Here is a 17,694-nt window from a genome sequence, read left to right on the forward strand (position 1 = left end):
TTTCCTGCTAATTCCAAATAATCTTTAAAAGCGTCGCTGTCTGCCAGTATGCCAACTGTGAATCAATGGCACCAAAACCAGCACCAACGCACCAAAAACAAAAAAGCCAACCTTAATGTCTTTATTTTTATTTTCCTGCTTGTATTGCTTTTCTTGCTGGATTTTCTGCAATTCCATTTTGGCTTGTTTAGCAGCTGCTTGCACCTCGCTTGAGTTGCTATTTTCAGCTGCTTGAATGACTTGGACTTTGGCGGCAACTACTTCGTCTTGGCTTGGTTTTTTGTCGGCAATATTCCACAGTGCCATCGAAACGGAAAGCAAGCTCAAAATTATAATAAGGTGGAAATCTTTCATCGGGTCGATCCTTATAAAACAATCACTTCCAACTACAATGTGCTTTCGGCTCATTACAAATAGCTTGCTGTTTTGAGCCGTTTGTGGCCTCAACAAACGATTCTTGAAACTTCTTTCCTTGCTCAGTTTGAGGATATCGTTGGAGAACAGGACGACATTTCCAAACTTCTGCGGCCAGTTTTTCGGGCATATCGCGATATGAAATATGAATAATTGCAGTAGCCAACAAAACGCCCAACAGAGGTAGCAGAGAGGGTGCAAAGCTTTTCTGAGACATACCAAATTCCTATTAATTCCAACTAATCTTTAAAGTGACTTTTTGCTCACCATCAACAACGCAAGCAACCTGATAGCCTGCTTTTTCAAAGCCAGCGAGCAAAGGTTGCACCTGCTTTGCCAGTCCGCCTTGAGTCGTGCACCAGCTTGAGTAAGGTTCTTGTTGAACTTCCACTGAAAAATCACCTTGGTTGGCTGCTTGCAAAATTTGTGCATTCAAAAATCTAGCATGCTTCTTGTTTTGGTAAAAAGCAGTTGTTTTTTCTTGCGCTACGCCAATTGGTAGTGGCTCAAAACTTTTTTCTGTGGCGTAAACGTCAAAAGCCATGCCACCAATAAAAAGTACAGTAAACGATATAAGACAAAACCAAACCAAGAAATCTTTGAAATCTGCAGAATATCGGGTGGTTTTCATAATGCTAATCCTTATATTTTGCAGTCAAAACAGCATCATTCACCAAAAAGTGTTTTTCCAAGTCTTCCTGCGTTCTTGGTTTGTATTTTTTGGCAATTTCTTTGACAAACGCCGAAGTTCTGCTGGCGGTCATTTGCGAATAGGGGTATTTTTTAGATGGTGGACGAGCGTTCACCAATTCCCAATCTTTCAAGAAAAATCGCCCCATCTTGTCAAAGCCGCCGATAGGGTGCAGTTTGCGAGCTTTTAGCTTGATAAAGACAGCTTTTATTTCGTCAGTGCCAAGCAGGTCAGGTTGGCTGCGGTGCTCTTGCACCAACTTTTGTACCTTGTTGTAGGCGTTGCGGATAGTCTTGATATTTTGAACTTCGAAAGCGTACTCTTCTTTGAGCTGTTGTAAAAACTGCTCAACAGCAAACGGGTTTTTGGTGTCAAAGTTTGTTTGGCTGTCTTCCAGCTCGAGATGAAAGGCTAGGTTGTCGATATGTTTGTCGATTTTACTTTGGTTCAGCATAGGGTTTTCCTTTTGAAAATGAGCGACAATATCACATTTTTACAAATCTACCTGTGTGGTAGGGCGATTGATGGCGCGTGATCATATTCTAAGCTGCCTATGTGGCAGAATGCTATCTATGAAGAAAAGGATAGCAAAAGAAAAGCAAGGACAAGCAAATATCGCCTTGAGCCTTTACCGATAGGGCGTTAGCTTTTTGATATTCTTCGGTTCGCCAGTTGTTCGGTGCAACTAGGACAAAAAAGGCAACAAACTTTCCATGCTACGAGCTTCTTTTAAAGGTTTTGTTGGAACTTCTCGATTTTCTGTTGCATAGCTTTCAAAACTGTTCAAATCTTTCGATCCAAACCAACCAATTATTGCCGAATTACGCAAACTTAAAACAGTGGTTCTGTTTATCGCATTGCTAGTAGGTTGAATAACCAACCAAAAGTAAACTTGAATATTGATTTCTTTTAGCTCGCTTCGCTTTGTAGCCAGCTTGAAATTATTAACAATATATTGCAAATCTTTTAGTGCTGATAAAGATGATTTAATTGAGCAATAAATATAGTGGCCATCTTTGTGCCTAAGCTGTAAATCATGACCTAAGTCAGCTTGACCAGACTTTTTATCTACTGCCGAAACAGCATATTTGCCATTGCTATGGAACCATCTCAGAACCATCATTTCCGAAACTTCGCCCATTAACAAATTATTAAATCGTTCCAAGTCATCTCGGTCATGCAAGTCTTTTCTATCAATGATAGTTGCCATGATGTTTTTGGCATTCTCAATGCAAATAGCCAAATCATCACGAGTGAGTTCAAACTGAACAATGTCGGAAATTTCTAAGTTTCTATTAGCCATTTTGTTCCTTTGTTTTAATAAAAACTCGCTTATAAACTCTCTGTTTATTAACACAGGCTTGTGCAACACCACTGTCTTTATGCCAAAGCCCGTAAGAAAAACCCTTGCCCTCACTCTCAGTAGTCCCAAGAAGTTCAAATTGATTGGGGTTAAACTTATCCAAAAAGCTAATAGGCACACCCATCACACCATTATAGTCACTGGGAATTGCTTTGGTTTCAGGGATTTCAATAGCCTTGTAATTGTCGTATTGAATATAAGCCTGCTTATTTTGTAACTTAGGGTATTTGAGCAGGTTTTCTTTCATACTCGATAAAGGTATCGGTTTATATCTTCGGTTGTGTTCGATATTGGTGAGCCAAATGGCGGATACATTTTTCAGATTAACACCATTTTCTACTCTGTCAACATCGCTTTCATTGGCTGTTTCAAACCACATACCTCCAGACCAAGGGCGAAAACCTGACCATATTTCATTTTCCTTGATTTTTGGGAAAATTTCTTTAAAAGTTACACAGTTTTTATTACAGATAACGGCAAACTTGGTTTTGCCAGCAAAAATCCAAGCCATAAAATTACGGAACAATGAGAATGGTGGGTTTGTGATAATGTAGTCAGTCTGATCTCGAAGCTGAATCAGCTCATTACTATTAAAATCACCATCACCATTCAATAAGGCAAGTTCTTCGCTATGTCTGGTTTTCCGTAAAATCTTACCCTTACCGTCTTTGCTATAACAGGTGCTAACAAGTTCTTTCAAGCCTAGTTTTTCAAAGTTTTTAATGAAATAAGCTGTAAAATTACTCCAACTAGGGTCATCACAAGGGCAAAGGACAGACTTATTTTTGAAAAGTTCTCTGTCAAAATCCAAATATGCTTGTATTTCTGATTCAATATCTATTTTTCTTGTATAAAACTCGTCATTTTTAGCTTTAATTGCTTTATTGAGTTTTAGATTGGTTGCCATTTTACCACCTTTCACTTATCACGTTGTTCCAAAAAACCTACCTAAACCTACTCAAAGTAAATGTAAAACATTGCTAATCTCAAGATTGCAAACCAGATTCCACAATCTGTTCCAAAAAACTACCCAAACCTATCCAAAGATAAATTCGGTGCTTTCTTCCTACTTCACAGTTCGTAGCCATTGGCAATTGCCGCTGGTCTTACACAAACTCCATAGGCTGACGCGGTGGAACTCACCGCCATGCAATTAGGTTGCAAAGTTTAAAATATTAATCGCTGCATTAATATCACGGTCATGGTGCGTACCACAATGCACGCATTGCCAGTCACGGATATGCAGCCCCCATTTCTTGCCTTGTTTGTCATTGTCGTATTTTTCACCACAACAGCTACAAGTCTTAGAACTCGGGAAAAACCTGTCAACAAACTTAACTTGTTTTCCCCATTGTTCTGCTTTGTATATCAGCTGCCGTTTGAACTCGTAAAAGCCTAAATCTGCGATAGAACCTGCCAGTTTATGGTTTTTAACCATGCCTTTGACATTTAAGTCTTCAAGACATATCACATCGTGGGTTTTTACCAACTTTGTCGTCAGCTTATGCAAAAAGTCAAGTCTGATATTACCGACTTTCAAGTGCAGTCGTGCCAGCTTGGTTCTCGCTTTAGCACGGTTGTTACTACCTTTTTGCTTACGAGACAATGCTCGTTGAGCGCGTTTTAATCGCCGTTGGGCGACTTTATAAGGTTTGGGTGCTTGGATTTTGCTGCCATCAGATAAGGTGGCAAAATCAGTAATGCCCATATCAATACCCACAGCCTTATCGGTCTTAGGTAAAGGCAAAATCGGTTCTGCCAATTCCACAGCAATGGAGACAAACCATTTATCGGCTCGTTTATAAACCTTACCATTTAAAATCTTACCAGCAAATCTTAGCTTTTCGCACAGTCGCACTAAGCCTAAGCGTGGCAGTTTGATAAAGGGCTTGCCATCCACTTCTACAATGGTGAAAAGATCATTTGTCAGTGAAAATCTGTCGTCAACGCCTTTCTTGCGAAACTTCGGATATTTACTATCCCCTTTAAAGAAACGATCAAAACCAGTGCCAAGCTGTCTTATTGCTTCTTGCGGTACGCACTTGCTAATATCCATCATGAACGGAAATTCATCACGCTTGATGGCGTTTAACTGTTTACGCAACTTACCCTCTGTTGGGCGGTTTAGCTTGGTTTTATCTATCTCAACGCCAAGTCTTGCACATTCATCACGATATTCTTTATCCTGCTGGTACTGTTTTTGCCATTGCTCTAAGCCCCAATTGTAGGCAAAGCGAGCAACGCCACAAGCTTTGGCGAGATGAGTTGCCTGCTTGTTGTTGGGTTTAAGCTGTATGCGTTGCCCGCGTATCATAAATTTGCCTTTATTGGTTAAAATTGGATAGATTTGCTTGGGTTTTTGTTAGCTGGTTTGAGTCCAACCAAGCCAAATCAAGCATTATCAAAACGGTTATTTAAATAACCAGCAACGATATTTTCAACATCAGCCTCTTTGCTAACCAAACAATAGCCCCTTGCCCAAACTGCAGGCGTGTTTCCATAAAACTTAGCCAATTCTTTGGCATATTCCTTACGAAGCAATCTGCCTGTAACAGTTTTTATCGTCCGAACAAACTCTGTGACATTCGCCGCAGGGGAGAATGAAAAAGTTAAACTGGCATAATTGGAAGTTGCGCCAATATCTATCACCTCAACTTCACATTTTTGGCACAGCTCAGATAGGGTGGTTTTTATGCTATTTTGCATGGCGTTGTTTAAGCAGTGCTGACTGTTTTTTGTGAGTATCAGTAAGTGTAAAATAATTTGGTAATGGCATCTAAAATGTGGTTTATTTTTCATAATTTTTATTGACGGTAAATAAAATATGTTGTAAAATATAACCCATAACAAGACAAAAATCAAGTTTTCATTGAAATTTCTGAAGCCACAGACATAGTGCCGTTGGCGTTTTTAACAATCTTATAAGATCTATTCATAGGATAATTTCCTTTTTTATAAATAAACGATAAGAAACTGAACTAAACTGCTTATCGTACTCTGTTGATGAAAAAGTTTCAATGAAAACTTGATTTTTGTCTTGTTATGGGTTATATTTTACAACATATTTTATTTACCGTCAATAAAAATTATGAAAAATAAACCACATTTTAGATGCCATTACCAAATTATTTTACACTTACTGATACTCACAAAAAACAGTCAGCACTGCTTAAACAACGCCATGCAAAATAGCATAAAAACCACCCTATCTGAGCTGTGCCAAAAATGTGAAGTTGAGGTGATAGATATTGGCGCAACTTCCAATTATGCCAGTTTAACTTTTTCATTCTCCCCTGCGGCGAATGTCACAGAGTTTGTTCGGACGATAAAAACTGTTACAGGCAGATTGCTTCGTAAGGAATATGCCAAAGAATTGGCTAAGTTTTATGGAAACACGCCTGCAGTTTGGGCAAGGGGCTATTGTTTGGTTAGCAAAGAGGCTGATGTTGAAAATATCGTTGCTGGTTATTTAAATAACCGTTTTGATAATGCTTGATTTGGCTTGGTTGGACTCAAACCAGCTAACAAAAACCCAAGCAAATCTATCCAATTTTAACCAATAAAGGCAAATTTATGATACGCGGGCAACGCATACAGCTTAAACCCAACAACAAGCAGGCAACTCATCTCGCCAAAGCTTGTGGCGTTGCTCGCTTTGCCTACAATTGGGGCTTAGAGCAATGGCAAAAACAGTACCAGCAGGATAAAGAATATCGTGATGAATGTGCAAGACTTGGCGTTGAGATAGATAAAACCAAGCTAAACCGCCCAACAGAGGGTAAGTTGCGTAAACAGTTAAACGCCATCAAGCGTGATGAATTTCCGTTCATGATGGATATTAGCAAGTGCGTACCGCAAGAAGCAATAAGACAGCTTGGCACTGGTTTTGATCGTTTCTTTAAAGGGGATAGTAAATATCCGAAGTTTCGCAAGAAAGGCGTTGACGACAGATTTTCACTGACAAATGATCTTTTCACCATTGTAGAAGTGGATGGCAAGCCCTTTATCAAACTGCCACGCTTAGGCTTAGTGCGACTGTGCGAAAAGCTAAGATTTGCTGGTAAGATTTTAAATGGTAAGGTTTATAAACGAGCCGATAAATGGTTTGTCTCCATTGCTGTGGAATTGGCAGAACCGATTTTGCCTTTACCTAAGACCGATAAGGCTGTGGGTATTGATATGGGCATTACTGATTTTGCCACCTTATCTGATGGCAGCAAAATCCAAGCACCCAAACCTTATAAAGTCGCCCAACGGCGATTAAAACGCGCTCAACGAGCATTGTCTCGTAAGCAAAAAGGTAGTAACAACCGTGCTAAAGCGAGAACCAAGCTGGCACGACTGCACTTGAAAGTCGGTAATATCAGACTTGACTTTTTGCATAAGCTGACGACAAAGTTGGTAAAAACCCACGATGTGATATGTCTTGAAGACTTAAATGTCAAAGGCATGGTTAAAAACCATAAACTGGCAGGTTCTATCGCAGATTTAGGCTTTTACGAGTTCAAACGGCAGCTGATATACAAAGCAGAACAATGGGGAAAACAAGTTAAGTTTGTTGACAGGTTTTTCCCGAGTTCTAAGACTTGTAGCTGTTGTGGTGAAAAATACGACAATGACAAACAAGGCAAGAAATGGGGGCTGCATATCCGTGACTGGCAATGCGTGCATTGTGGTACGCACCATGACCGTGATATTAATGCAGCGATTAATATTTTAAACTTTGCAACCTAATTGCATGGCGGTGAGTTCCACCGCGTCAGCCTATGGAGTTTGTGTAAGACCAGCGGCAATTGCCAATGGCTACGAACTGTGAAGTAGGAAGAAAGCACCGAATTTATCTTTGGATAGGTTTGGGTAGTTTTTTGGAACAGATTGTGGAATCTGGTTTGCAATCTTGAGATTAGCAATGTTTTACATTTACTTTGAGTAGGTTTAGGTAGGTTTTTTGGAACAACGTGATAAGTGAAAGGTGGTAAAATGGCAACCAATCTAAAACTCAATAAAGCAATTAAAGCTAAAAATGACGAGTTTTATACAAGAAAAATAGATATTGAATCAGAAATACAAGCATATTTGGATTTTGACAGAGAACTTTTCAAAAATAAGTCTGTCCTTTGCCCTTGTGATGACCCTAGTTGGAGTAATTTTACAGCTTATTTCATTAAAAACTTTGAAAAACTAGGCTTGAAAGAACTTGTTAGCACCTGTTATAGCAAAGACGGTAAGGGTAAGATTTTACGGAAAACCAGACATAGCGAAGAACTTGCCTTATTGAATGGTGATGGTGATTTTAATAGTAATGAGCTGATTCAGCTTCGAGATCAGACTGACTACATTATCACAAACCCACCATTCTCATTGTTCCGTAATTTTATGGCTTGGATTTTTGCTGGCAAAACCAAGTTTGCCGTTATCTGTAATAAAAACTGTGTAACTTTTAAAGAAATTTTCCCAAAAATCAAGGAAAATGAAATATGGTCAGGTTTTCGCCCTTGGTCTGGAGGTATGTGGTTTGAAACAGCCAATGAAAGCGATGTTGACAGAGTAGAAAATGGTGTTAATCTGAAAAATGTATCCGCCATTTGGCTCACCAATATCGAACACAACCGAAGATATAAACCGATACCTTTATCGAGTATGAAAGAAAACCTGCTCAAATACCCTAAGTTACAAAATAAGCAGGCTTATATTCAATACGACAATTACAAGGCTATTGAAATCCCTGAAACCAAAGCAATTCCCAGTGACTATAATGGTGTGATGGGTGTGCCTATTAGCTTTTTGGATAAGTTTAACCCCAATCAATTTGAACTTCTTGGGACTACTGAGAGTGAGGGCAAGGGTTTTTCTTACGGGCTTTGGCATAAAGACAGTGGTGTTGCACAAGCCTGTGTTAATAAACAGAGAGTTTATAAGCGAGTTTTTATTAAAACAAAGGAACAAAATGGCTAATAGAAACTTAGAAATTTCCGACATTGTTCAGTTTGAACTCACTCGTGATGATTTGGCTATTTGCATTGAGAATGCCAAAAACATCATGGCAACTATCATTGATAGAAAAGACTTGCATGACCGAGATGACTTGGAACGATTTAATAATTTGTTAATGGGCGAAGTTTCGGAAATGATGGTTCTGAGATGGTTCCATAGCAATGGCAAATATGCTGTTTCGGCAGTAGATAAAAAGTCTGGTCAAGCTGACTTAGGTCATGATTTACAGCTTAGGCACAAAGATGGCCACTATATTTATTGCTCAATTAAATCATCTTTATCAGCACTAAAAGATTTGCAATATATTGTTAATAATTTCAAGCTGGCTACAAAGCGAAGCGAGCTAAAAGAAATCAATATTCAAGTTTACTTTTGGTTGGTTATTCAACCTACTAGCAATGCGATAAACAGAACCACTGTTTTAAGTTTGCGTAATTCGGCAATAATTGGTTGGTTTGGATCGAAAGATTTGAACAGTTTTGAAAGCTATGCAACAGAAAATCGAGAAGTTCCAACAAAACCTTTAAAAGAAGCTCGTAGCATGGAAAGTTTGTTGCCTTTTTTGTCCTAGTTGCACCGAACAACTGGCGAACCGAAGAATATCAAAAAGCTAACGCCCTATCGGTAAAGGCTCAAGGCGATATTTGCTTGTCCTTGCTTTTCTTTTGCTATCCTTTTCTTCATAGATAGCATTCTGCCACATAGGCAGCTTAGAATATGATCACGCGCCATCAATCGCCCTACCACACAGGTAGATTTGTAAAAATGTGATATTGTCGCTCATTTTCAAAAGGAAAACCCTATGCTGAACCAAAGTAAAATCGACAAACATATCGACAACCTAGCCTTTCATCTCGAGCTGGAAGACAGCCAAACAAACTTTGACACCAAAAACCCGTTTGCTGTTGAGCAGTTTTTACAACAGCTCAAAGAAGAGTACGCTTTCGAAGTTCAAAATATCAAGACTATCCGCAACGCCTACAACAAGGTACAAAAGTTGGTGCAAGAGCACCGCAGCCAACCTGACCTGCTTGGCACTGACGAAATAAAAGCTGTCTTTATCAAGCTAAAAGCTCGCAAACTGCACCCTATCGGCGGCTTTGACAAGATGGGGCGATTTTTCTTGAAAGATTGGGAATTGGTGAACGCTCGTCCACCATCTAAAAAATACCCCTATTCGCAAATGACCGCCAGCAGAACTTCGGCGTTTGTCAAAGAAATTGCCAAAAAATACAAACCAAGAACGCAGGAAGACTTGGAAAAACACTTTTTGGTGAATGATGCTGTTTTGACTGCAAAATATAAGGATTAGCATTATGAAAACCACCCGATATTCTGCAGATTTCAAAGATTTCTTGGTTTGGTTTTGTCTTATATCGTTTACTGTACTTTTTATTGGTGGCATGGCTTTTGACGTTTACGCCACAGAAAAAAGTTTTGAGCCACTACCAATTGGCGTAGCGCAAGAAAAAACAACTGCTTTTTACCAAAACAAGAAGCATGCTAGATTTTTGAATGCACAAATTTTGCAAGCAGCCAACCAAGGTGATTTTTCAGTGGAAGTTCAACAAGAACCTTACTCAAGCTGGTGCACGACTCAAGGCGGACTGGCAAAGCAGGTGCAACCTTTGCTCGCTGGCTTTGAAAAAGCAGGCTATCAGGTTGCTTGCGTTGTTGATGGTGAGCAAAAAGTCACTTTAAAGATTAGTTGGAATTAATAGGAATTTGGTATGTCTCAGAAAAGCTTTGCACCCTCTCTGCTACCTCTGTTGGGCGTTTTGTTGGCTACTGCAATTATTCATATTTCATATCGCGATATGCCCGAAAAACTGGCCGCAGAAGTTTGGAAATGTCGTCCTGTTCTCCAACGATATCCTCAAACTGAGCAAGGAAAGAAGTTTCAAGAATCGTTTGTTGAGGCCACAAACGGCTCAAAACAGCAAGCTATTTGTAATGAGCCGAAAGCACATTGTAGTTGGAAGTGATTGTTTTATAAGGATCGACCCGATGAAAGATTTCCACCTTATTATAATTTTGAGCTTGCTTTCCGTTTCGATGGCACTGTGGAATATTGCCGACAAAAAACCAAGCCAAGACGAAGTAGTTGCCGCCAAAGTCCAAGTCATTCAAGCAGCTGAAAATAGCAACTCAAGCGAGGTGCAAGCAGCTGCTAAACAAGCCAAAATGGAATTGCAGAAAATCCAGCAAGAAAAGCAATACAAGCAGGAAAATAAAAATAAAGACATTAAGGTTGGCTTTTTTGTTTTTGGTGCGTTGGTGCTGGTTTTGGTGCCATTGATTCACAGTTGGCATACTGGCAGACAGCGACGCTTTTAAAGATTATTTGGAATTAGCAGGAAAAATTTGATTTGCCACAGTGACCCAAAATGAAACCAAGTAAAAAACAAGTCAAAAAAGCAGGCGAGACATTGGCAGCTGATCCGAAAGACAGCACCGCAATGGAAGTGCTATCGCAGTGGCGCAGCTTGCACGCCTACCCAATTAATGCTTTTCAGCCACTGATTCGCAAGCACATCAGCAAACTTGGCTTGAAAGAAACGACTGTTGCCCAACGCCTCAAACGCACGCCATCAATCATTAAAAAAATCCAACGATTTGATGGCATGAACTTGGCAAGAATGCAAGACATTGGCGGGCTTCGGGTCATCGTTAAAACCATAGATGATGTTTATCGACTGCACAACAGTCTAATATCTGGCAAACATCAGCACAAGCCACTTTTGCCACCAAAAGATTACATTAAGCAGCCCAAAGCCGATGGCTACCGTAGTTTGCACCAAGTTTTCAAATACAGTGCCACCACGCACAGTGAGTCAGACGAGCTAAATATTGAACTGCAAATTCGCACGCAGTTGCAGCACTATTGGGCTACTGCCGTGGAAATCTTAGGTTTAATTGAAAATGCATCAATCAAAACTGGCGGTGGCAGTGATGAACATAAACGCTTTTTTAAGCTTGCCAGCGTGCTGTTTGCTAAGCAAGAATGCACCGTCATTGACGATGATTTTACCGATGTGCCAACCGAAACCATCATTCAAGAAATTAAAACAATAGAACAAAAATTGCAAGTTTTTCAAAAGCTGCAAAGTTGGGTTGTTTCTTCTAAGCACATCACCAGCACCAAAACCACTGGCGAGAACTATTATTTAATGCAGCTCGACACTGTCAATAAAACCCTAAGCTTGACGCCATTTAGCAAGATGCAAGCTGATCAAGCCGAAAACATCTACAAGCTGTTGGAAATTCAAAACGTTGATCGGCCACATATTGAATTGGTTTTGATTTCAACCAAAGACCTTAAGGAAATCAAAAAAGCTTACCCAAACTATTTCTTGGATAGCCATAAATTTATTAAACATTTAAAGCAACTTTTGTAAATTAAGTGAATTAATCATGACATTAGAAGTTTTTAGCACCTATAAAAACGGCTTTAGCTTTTGTTGCAATGCCGAAAGCCTAGCCATCAAAGAACCATTACCGCTGGTTGTTAGTGATGATACAGGCGATCTTTGCACGGTTTATTTGGACCTAAAAAACAGCAAATATCTGCGGTGGGCAGAAGTTTTTTCAGAAACCTTTGCCGAAGATGAAAAATTTCGCCAAAGAATTATCAAGCGCTGTAACAAAAGCAAAGTGGTGCATACCAAAATCTACCTACCCGCCACCGATGATGAAAAATACGAAAGGGCCTGCAAGCTAGAAGAAGACATTGAGCGGCTGATTGATCTTGGTGATAATGCCAGATTTTCAGATTATGCCAATCTAAGATCGGGTCATGATGAGTTTTCTAAAATGAAAACTGTGGAAGAATTGGAATGGCATATCGACAGCCTGCCCTGCTTTGTTTCTTTGCTCAAAGATGAATTTGAAGACGAAAAAGACATTGTCAAGGTTTTGCGTTGGTTGGCTCGTGGTCTGCCCGAAGATATGGCAATTTCCAAAGTAAGAATTGATAACATGGCCGCTGATTATGCCAGAAATCGCTATAAAGAGCTGGAAGAATCTCGCAAGAATAAGCCAGTAGAAAGCCATGATCCTAATGATTGGGCTTTGCCTTGGTGAGTTTGGTAAGTCGGCACTTGCCATATCAAATATGCTATAATGGTAAAAACAACCTAAACAGGAGTTTTTATGCCAAAAAATAACATGCAACTTATTTACAAAAAACTCATCGCTTTAGGTTTTAGCAAAAACCAAATCAAAAAACAGCTACCAGACTGGTGGTGCGATGAGATTGCCACCACGCCTGCTGGTTTGCAACAAGCCGAGCTAATTACTGCTCGCACTTTTGGCTTGGAATTTTCAAGTTTGCACGACAGTCTTCAAGATGACAGTTTGCCCAAGTTTCGCGTAAGCCAGCACCAATTCAAGCACAGCAAAAACTTGCAAAAAGACAGGTTACAACCTGCTGTCGCAACAGCGATGTTTGCAGCTGATATTACCTTATCGGCTTTTGACCAACCTGTCGGCAATCTACCTAAAACAGCCATGCAAGTTCGACAAACAGTATTGACAAACCATCAATGGGTGGATTTTTATGCCTTGGCGGATTTTTGTTGGTCTGTTGGTATTCCTGTTATTCATCTGGCAAATCTGCCAACGCCCAAGATGGACGGCTTGGCGTTTATTAAGCAAAATCGCCCTGTCATCGTGCTAACCAAAAAGAACAAGCATGGTGCATTGGTTTTTGACTTGGCACATGAGCTTGGTCACATCTTGCTTGGCCATGTTCAAGAAAAACAAATCATTTTAGATAAAAAGATTGATAAAACTGATGACAGCGACTTGGAACAGCAAGCTGATGCTTTCGCTTTAGAATTGCTGACAGGCGATCCAAAGGCACAATTTGCCACCAGTAAATCCTACTCACCACAAGGTTTGGCGCAAGCAATGATTGCCAAAGGCCTAGAAATGCAAATTGATCCTTTGCATATGGTGCTTAACTATGCCTACGTCAATCAAAAATTTGCTTTGGCACAAACTGCTCTAAAAATTATGACCAAAAAATTGGTCAATCAACAAACAGACCAGCAGATCGCTCAATCGTTATATCTGCATTACGTGGATATGCAAAGCATTGACGATGACGAAATTGTTAAATATTTGATCGGCGTTGAATAATGATATTGATTTGTGACAACGATATTGTGATCAAATTGGTTGGCTGCGAACTGTTTGATCATATGCTGATGATGCTATCTGCCACAAGAAAAGACATTTTGATTACGCCAACAGCTCGGTTTTCAATCCAAAAATATGCCAAAAAACAAATCACCAATGAAACAGTGCGTGATTCGTTGGTTGCTTTGGTTAATGGCCTTGCCACCGTGTCAGACCAAGACCACCAACAGCTTGCTCACCTATCCAGTTTTGATGGCTTAGATGGTGGCGAAAACCAGTTGATTTTAGCAGCTGTCAATATGCCACATTCTACTTTCTTAACAGGTGATAAGCGCTGTCTTTCTGCTTTGGTTGATAATAGCGATGACAAGCAGATTAGCACTATCACCAAACAACTGGCAAATCGCATTTACTGTTTTGAACATATCTTATTGCAGCTGATTGATTGTTTTGGCTTTGATGTGGTGAAGAACAAGGTTTTGAACAGGTGCGTCAAAGATGGCATGCTGGATATTGTTTTTCGTGTTGGTAAGACCGAGAACGATGTCAAAGATGGTTTGTGGTCTTTTGGCCAGTTATCCAAGTTTTCACCACTATTGGCACAGCCAAACAAGCCAGCCAAAGCACACGCAGTCTTAACGACATTGATGGCAAACTACTCACAAGAACAACTGCAAGCACTGGCTGATATTGAAATTTAATGGCTTACCACAACAAATGCAACTTGCCATTGAAACTTTTGCCATATATTGTAAAAGTTTAAAGTATGGTTGAAACTTTTTCTCGGCTGCAAACAAGCTTATGGCGCAGCGACAGCAAAACATGGGCTAACGCCCTGCCAGTAAGGGCTTAAGGTGACGTTTTGCGTCTGCTTCGCTTTTTTACACTATCCTATTCCTACCACTACCAATCGGAGGAATAGATATGAACCTAACCAACATTCAAATAGATGAAACTGGCATCGTCTGCTACCACAATGGCGATAAGCTGTTTTTGGAACTACCAGATATGCCAAACAGCCAGCATTTCATCAACCACGAACCACTAAAAGATGTCACCTATATCAAGCAACTGCAAGCACAGCTTGATGAGTATTTTGGCAACGGTGATAAAGTGCTGGCTCGCTTGTGCTATGCTGGTGGTAAAACCTACCACAGCTACGAAGAAAGTAACGGCATTTTTACCACCGACAATGGCGATACTTTCATTGAGGGCTCTGCCAGCGATTACTACAATGTGCTTTACTTCCAGCCATTTGATAACATTGATGAGCTTGACGAGAAGTCAATGTAAATCTAAGTAAAGATGGTTGCCAGCTCACCTGCTTTTTCATACAATATCTACATCAAAGATTAAATATCTTTGTAGGAATTGTTTAATAACAAGCAGGAGCAAAAAAAATGAAATTAGCCATCAAAATCGCACTGGCAATCATCACAGTTGTCATCGAACATTACCTTGATGAATAGGTAAAAATGGTAAATTCTGCCCATATTGGCAAAGATGTGGGCAGAAAATTAAAAAAAATCACCCACATTGGAAGCAAAAAATGCCAAAAGTTTACCAAGCAATGGACGTCGCCAATTACATCGTGGTCAAAGCCGCCGAGCGACACAATCCAGTTACCAGCCTAACACTACAAAAATTGCTCTACTATGTTGTAGCAAAATATGTCAAACTGTTCAATGCCAAGTTGATTGATGAAGATATTGTCAAATGGCAATATGGACCTGTGGTCAAATCGGTTTATGGTTACTTTAAAATCTACTGGGAGCCAATCAGTGAACCTGTGGCTTACTTAACATCAAGAGGCATCGGCAATATCCGATTTGCTGATGTTGATGATATTGTCTTTCAAATGAGACAAGATGCTAAGCTTACCAAGGTGGTAAAACAAGTCCTTGATGAATTAGGTTCGTTTTCTAATAATGAGCTATCTAAACGGACGCAACAAGAAGCTGCGTGGGCAGATAACGAGTTTTTGATTTTGTATGGCCCTGAACAAAGCTATTCAATATCAGAACTGCGAGCCGCTAACATATAGCTTGTGGTAAAGCCGGGCATGTATGGCTAACGCCCTATTCATAAAGGCTTCGGACAATATTTTGTTTCTTGTCCCTTCTTATGCCTATAATAAACCCATCAAATCAATCAACAAGGAATTGACTATGCTACCTACATATTCAGCAATCGAATTAAATTTTTGGCTGAGCGAAGATTGCACACAAGCCATTACAGTGCCAAAATGCCAAATGCTCTACAAAGCCGACAATCGATTTTTGATGTTGGTGACAAATCAGATCTTTGCTGATGGCGAAAAATGGTATAATAATGCTTTTGCAGATGTCATTGAAAAATACGATGCAGGCGAGCCGCTTTTTATTGATGTTGCACCATTTTTTGATAATGCTGATTTGCGAGCAATCGAACAAATCAGTTTTGTTCCAGCAGTTGATTGTGGCTTGTACATTGAACCGTACCGCGCCAACCCAAATGATATTTATGATATGATTTTTGTAGAAATTGAATTTTCAAGTAAATCATAACCTAACGAACCAACCTTTACCTATGGAGAATTAATGAGATGATAAACCGTGTAACCCTTGTAGGCAACCTAGGTGCCGATCCTGATGTTCGTGCAACCCCAAATGGCGGTAAAATCGTCGCCCTATCACTGGCCACTTCTGAACACTGGCGTGACAGTAAAAGCGGTGAATGGCGTGAGCGTACCGAATGGCATCGTGTCAAAGTGTTTGGCAAGCAAGCGGATATTGCCGAGCAAACGCTGGTCAAAGGCTCTATGGTTTATGTCGAGGGTAGTTTGCACCAAAACACCTACACCGACAAAAATGGTATTGAACGCCAATCTTGGGAAGTGCAAGCTGGCATGATTAAGCTGATTGGCGGCAATCGTCGCGAGCAAAACAATGGTTACAAACGTAATCCAAATGCTCAATACCAAGGTCAGCCACAACAGCAATATCAAGGCCAACAATATGGCAACCGTGGTCAAGCACCACAGCAACAGTACCAAAGACAAGGTGGCTATCAAGGACAACCACAGCAGTACCAAAATCAGCAATACGGCCAACAGTTTTCCCAGCCAAGCCAGTTCCAGCAAGGACAGAATTTTGGCGGTCAGCAGGCGCGCCAGCCACAGCAAAAGCCACAACCACAACCGATTAACGCTCAACAAGCAGGCATTGGCAAAGAAGAAATTCCATTTTGATTACATTTTTTCCTAGGGAAAATTTGGTAAAAATCGCATTTTTTCTAAGGAATGCGATTTTCTTAACTGACAATAGGATTGAACCATGACTACTCAAAACTTACTTGCAAAAATGCAGCACCTTGAAACCGAACAACCAAGCATTACTCGACTGTTCAACAATGCCGAGCTTGGCCAACTGTTAGCACAAGTGCAAGCTGCCGCCATTGCTGATAACGACCAAGCAGTTGATGATGAAACTGCCAATGAAAACCTGTCTCACTTTCTTGATCGCTTGCTAAGCATTGAAACAGTTCGCAAGCAGCTGTTGGAAAAATTGGATATTGTCGAAGTTGATTACTACGAATCGCTGGAAGATCTGGCTAAAGCTCAAGGCTTGGGCAAGCTTAAATATGAACATGAGCAGTGATTAGCAGGCTGGTTGGAACAAATATGGAAAACTTTCTAAACAAGAAAAACAAAATGAATGGCTTGGATTTGCTCAAGCAACTGCCAAGCGAAAGCATTAAAATTGCTTTTTTTGACCCACAATATCGTGGCGTGCTAGACAAACTGTCTTACGGTAACGAGGGCGTGTCTCGTGGTAAAGAACGCTCTGCTCTACCACAAATGGACGAACAAACCATTCGTGATTTTATCATTGGCATTGAAAAAGCCCTTAAACCAAATGGCTACCTATTTCTATGGGTGGACAAATTTCATTTGGTTGAGGGGGTCAAAGGCTGGTTTACACAAACGCCAAGCTTATCAGTGGTTGATATGATCACTTGGGACAAAATGAAGATTGGCATGGGGTATCGTAGCCGACGTCGCAGTGAATACCTTGTTGTCGTTCAAAAACACCCTAAAAAAGCCAAAACC

At 40.2% G+C, this 17,694-nt stretch carries 26 protein-coding genes; 18 read left to right on the top strand and 8 right to left on the bottom strand.

Annotated features, from left to right (window positions below; genetic code table 11):
* Positions 1 to 24 precede the first annotated feature (24 nt).
* The 8 genes from ACFBZI_RS11875 to tnpA (ACFBZI_RS11910) all read right to left on the bottom strand — a co-directional run bounded on the left by ACFBZI_RS11875 (position 25) and on the right by tnpA (ACFBZI_RS11910) (position 5,267).
* Complete coding sequence (locus ACFBZI_RS11875) at positions 25 to 354, bottom strand: hypothetical protein (RefSeq protein WP_375716400.1); 330 nt, start codon at positions 352 to 354, stop codon at positions 25 to 27.
* Positions 355 to 376: 22 nt separating this feature from the next.
* Complete coding sequence (locus ACFBZI_RS11880; RefSeq protein ID WP_375716401.1) at positions 377 to 631, bottom strand: hypothetical protein; 255 nt, start codon at positions 629 to 631, stop codon at positions 377 to 379.
* 12 nt (positions 632 to 643) lie between these two features.
* A complete protein-coding gene (locus tag ACFBZI_RS11885; protein WP_375716402.1) occupies positions 644 to 1,045 on the bottom strand; it encodes a hypothetical protein in 402 nt (133 codons plus the stop codon).
* A gap of 4 nt (positions 1,046 to 1,049) precedes the next feature.
* Positions 1,050 to 1,559 (bottom strand): hypothetical protein, encoded by a 510-nt coding sequence (locus tag ACFBZI_RS11890; protein WP_375716403.1) that lies wholly within the window; start codon positions 1,557 to 1,559, stop codon positions 1,050 to 1,052.
* 231 nt (positions 1,560 to 1,790) lie between these two features.
* On the bottom strand, positions 1,791 to 2,408 hold the full coding sequence (locus tag ACFBZI_RS11895) for a hypothetical protein (protein WP_375716404.1): 618 nt from the start codon (positions 2,406 to 2,408) through the stop codon (positions 1,791 to 1,793).
* A complete protein-coding gene (locus tag ACFBZI_RS11900) occupies positions 2,401 to 3,375 on the bottom strand; it encodes an adenine-specific methyltransferase EcoRI family protein (protein ID WP_375716405.1) in 975 nt (324 codons plus the stop codon). The genes ACFBZI_RS11895 and ACFBZI_RS11900 overlap by 8 nt, the downstream gene beginning before the upstream one ends.
* A gap of 246 nt (positions 3,376 to 3,621) precedes the next feature.
* On the bottom strand, positions 3,622 to 4,782 hold the full coding sequence (locus ACFBZI_RS11905) for an RNA-guided endonuclease InsQ/TnpB family protein (RefSeq protein WP_375716406.1): 1,161 nt from the start codon (positions 4,780 to 4,782) through the stop codon (positions 3,622 to 3,624).
* A 77-nt stretch (positions 4,783 to 4,859) separates the two neighbouring features.
* Entirely contained in the window at positions 4,860 to 5,267 is a 408-nt protein-coding gene (gene tnpA, locus ACFBZI_RS11910; protein WP_375716407.1) for an IS200/IS605 family transposase, read from the bottom strand.
* A 289-nt stretch (positions 5,268 to 5,556) separates the two neighbouring features.
* On the opposite strand from tnpA (ACFBZI_RS11910), the gene tnpA (ACFBZI_RS11915) reads away from it, so the two are divergent.
* The 18 genes from tnpA (ACFBZI_RS11915) to ACFBZI_RS12000 form a co-directional block, all read left to right on the top strand.
* Positions 5,557 to 5,964 (top strand): IS200/IS605 family transposase, encoded by a 408-nt coding sequence (tnpA, locus tag ACFBZI_RS11915; RefSeq protein ID WP_375716407.1) that lies wholly within the window; start codon positions 5,557 to 5,559, stop codon positions 5,962 to 5,964.
* Between the two features lie 77 nt (positions 5,965 to 6,041).
* Positions 6,042 to 7,202 (top strand): RNA-guided endonuclease InsQ/TnpB family protein, encoded by a 1,161-nt coding sequence (locus tag ACFBZI_RS11920; protein WP_375716406.1) that lies wholly within the window; start codon positions 6,042 to 6,044, stop codon positions 7,200 to 7,202.
* 246 nt (positions 7,203 to 7,448) lie between these two features.
* Entirely contained in the window at positions 7,449 to 8,423 is a 975-nt protein-coding gene (locus tag ACFBZI_RS11925; protein WP_375716405.1) for an adenine-specific methyltransferase EcoRI family protein, read from the top strand.
* Positions 8,416 to 9,033: a hypothetical protein gene (locus ACFBZI_RS11930; protein WP_375716404.1), complete on the top strand. Its 618-nt coding sequence runs from the start codon at positions 8,416 to 8,418 to the stop codon at positions 9,031 to 9,033. Before ACFBZI_RS11925 ends, ACFBZI_RS11930 begins: the two co-directional genes overlap by 8 nt.
* A 231-nt stretch (positions 9,034 to 9,264) precedes the next feature.
* Complete coding sequence (locus ACFBZI_RS11935; protein WP_375716403.1) at positions 9,265 to 9,774, top strand: hypothetical protein; 510 nt, start codon at positions 9,265 to 9,267, stop codon at positions 9,772 to 9,774.
* A gap of 4 nt (positions 9,775 to 9,778) precedes the next feature.
* The gene (locus tag ACFBZI_RS11940; protein WP_375716402.1) at positions 9,779 to 10,180 is read left to right on the top strand and encodes a hypothetical protein; all 402 of its coding nucleotides are present in this window, start codon (positions 9,779 to 9,781) and stop codon (positions 10,178 to 10,180) included.
* 12 nt (positions 10,181 to 10,192) lie between these two features.
* The gene (locus tag ACFBZI_RS11945) at positions 10,193 to 10,447 is read left to right on the top strand and encodes a hypothetical protein (protein ID WP_375716401.1); all 255 of its coding nucleotides are present in this window, start codon (positions 10,193 to 10,195) and stop codon (positions 10,445 to 10,447) included.
* Positions 10,448 to 10,469: 22 nt separating this feature from the next.
* Positions 10,470 to 10,799 carry a hypothetical protein gene (locus ACFBZI_RS11950; RefSeq protein ID WP_375716400.1) on the top strand — a complete coding sequence of 110 codons (330 nt, stop codon included), beginning with the start codon at positions 10,470 to 10,472 and terminating at the stop codon, positions 10,797 to 10,799.
* A 50-nt stretch (positions 10,800 to 10,849) separates the two neighbouring features.
* Positions 10,850 to 11,860 carry a RelA/SpoT domain-containing protein gene (locus ACFBZI_RS11955; RefSeq protein WP_375716399.1) on the top strand — a complete coding sequence of 337 codons (1,011 nt, stop codon included), beginning with the start codon at positions 10,850 to 10,852 and terminating at the stop codon, positions 11,858 to 11,860.
* A 16-nt stretch (positions 11,861 to 11,876) separates the two neighbouring features.
* Positions 11,877 to 12,545, top strand: coding sequence for a hypothetical protein (locus tag ACFBZI_RS11960; protein WP_375716398.1), 669 nt, complete (start codon positions 11,877 to 11,879; stop codon positions 12,543 to 12,545).
* Positions 12,546 to 12,614: 69 nt separating this feature from the next.
* The gene (locus tag ACFBZI_RS11965; protein ID WP_375716397.1) at positions 12,615 to 13,604 is read left to right on the top strand and encodes an ImmA/IrrE family metallo-endopeptidase; all 990 of its coding nucleotides are present in this window, start codon (positions 12,615 to 12,617) and stop codon (positions 13,602 to 13,604) included.
* Complete coding sequence (locus ACFBZI_RS11970) at positions 13,604 to 14,305, top strand: hypothetical protein (protein WP_375716396.1); 702 nt, start codon at positions 13,604 to 13,606, stop codon at positions 14,303 to 14,305. Before ACFBZI_RS11965 ends, ACFBZI_RS11970 begins: the two co-directional genes overlap by 1 nt.
* Before the next feature lie 223 nt (positions 14,306 to 14,528).
* A complete protein-coding gene (locus tag ACFBZI_RS11975; protein WP_375716395.1) occupies positions 14,529 to 14,897 on the top strand; it encodes a hypothetical protein in 369 nt (122 codons plus the stop codon).
* A 256-nt stretch (positions 14,898 to 15,153) separates the two neighbouring features.
* Positions 15,154 to 15,648 carry a Panacea domain-containing protein gene (locus tag ACFBZI_RS11980; RefSeq protein WP_375716394.1) on the top strand — a complete coding sequence of 165 codons (495 nt, stop codon included), beginning with the start codon at positions 15,154 to 15,156 and terminating at the stop codon, positions 15,646 to 15,648.
* A 22-nt stretch (positions 15,649 to 15,670) separates the two neighbouring features.
* Entirely contained in the window at positions 15,671 to 16,150 is a 480-nt protein-coding gene (locus tag ACFBZI_RS11985; protein ID WP_375716393.1) for a hypothetical protein, read from the top strand.
* A gap of 38 nt (positions 16,151 to 16,188) precedes the next feature.
* On the top strand, positions 16,189 to 16,833 hold the full coding sequence (locus ACFBZI_RS11990; RefSeq protein ID WP_375716392.1) for a single-stranded DNA-binding protein: 645 nt from the start codon (positions 16,189 to 16,191) through the stop codon (positions 16,831 to 16,833).
* A gap of 85 nt (positions 16,834 to 16,918) precedes the next feature.
* Entirely contained in the window at positions 16,919 to 17,242 is a 324-nt protein-coding gene (locus ACFBZI_RS11995) for a hypothetical protein (protein WP_375716391.1), read from the top strand.
* Between the two features lie 23 nt (positions 17,243 to 17,265).
* A partial coding sequence (locus ACFBZI_RS12000; protein WP_375716543.1) for a hypothetical protein occupies positions 17,266 to 17,694 on the top strand: 429 nt, incomplete at its 3' end.

It is taken from the genome of Moraxella marmotae (assembly GCF_042219885.1).
Lineage (GTDB): Bacteria > Pseudomonadota > Gammaproteobacteria > Pseudomonadales > Moraxellaceae > Moraxella > Moraxella marmotae.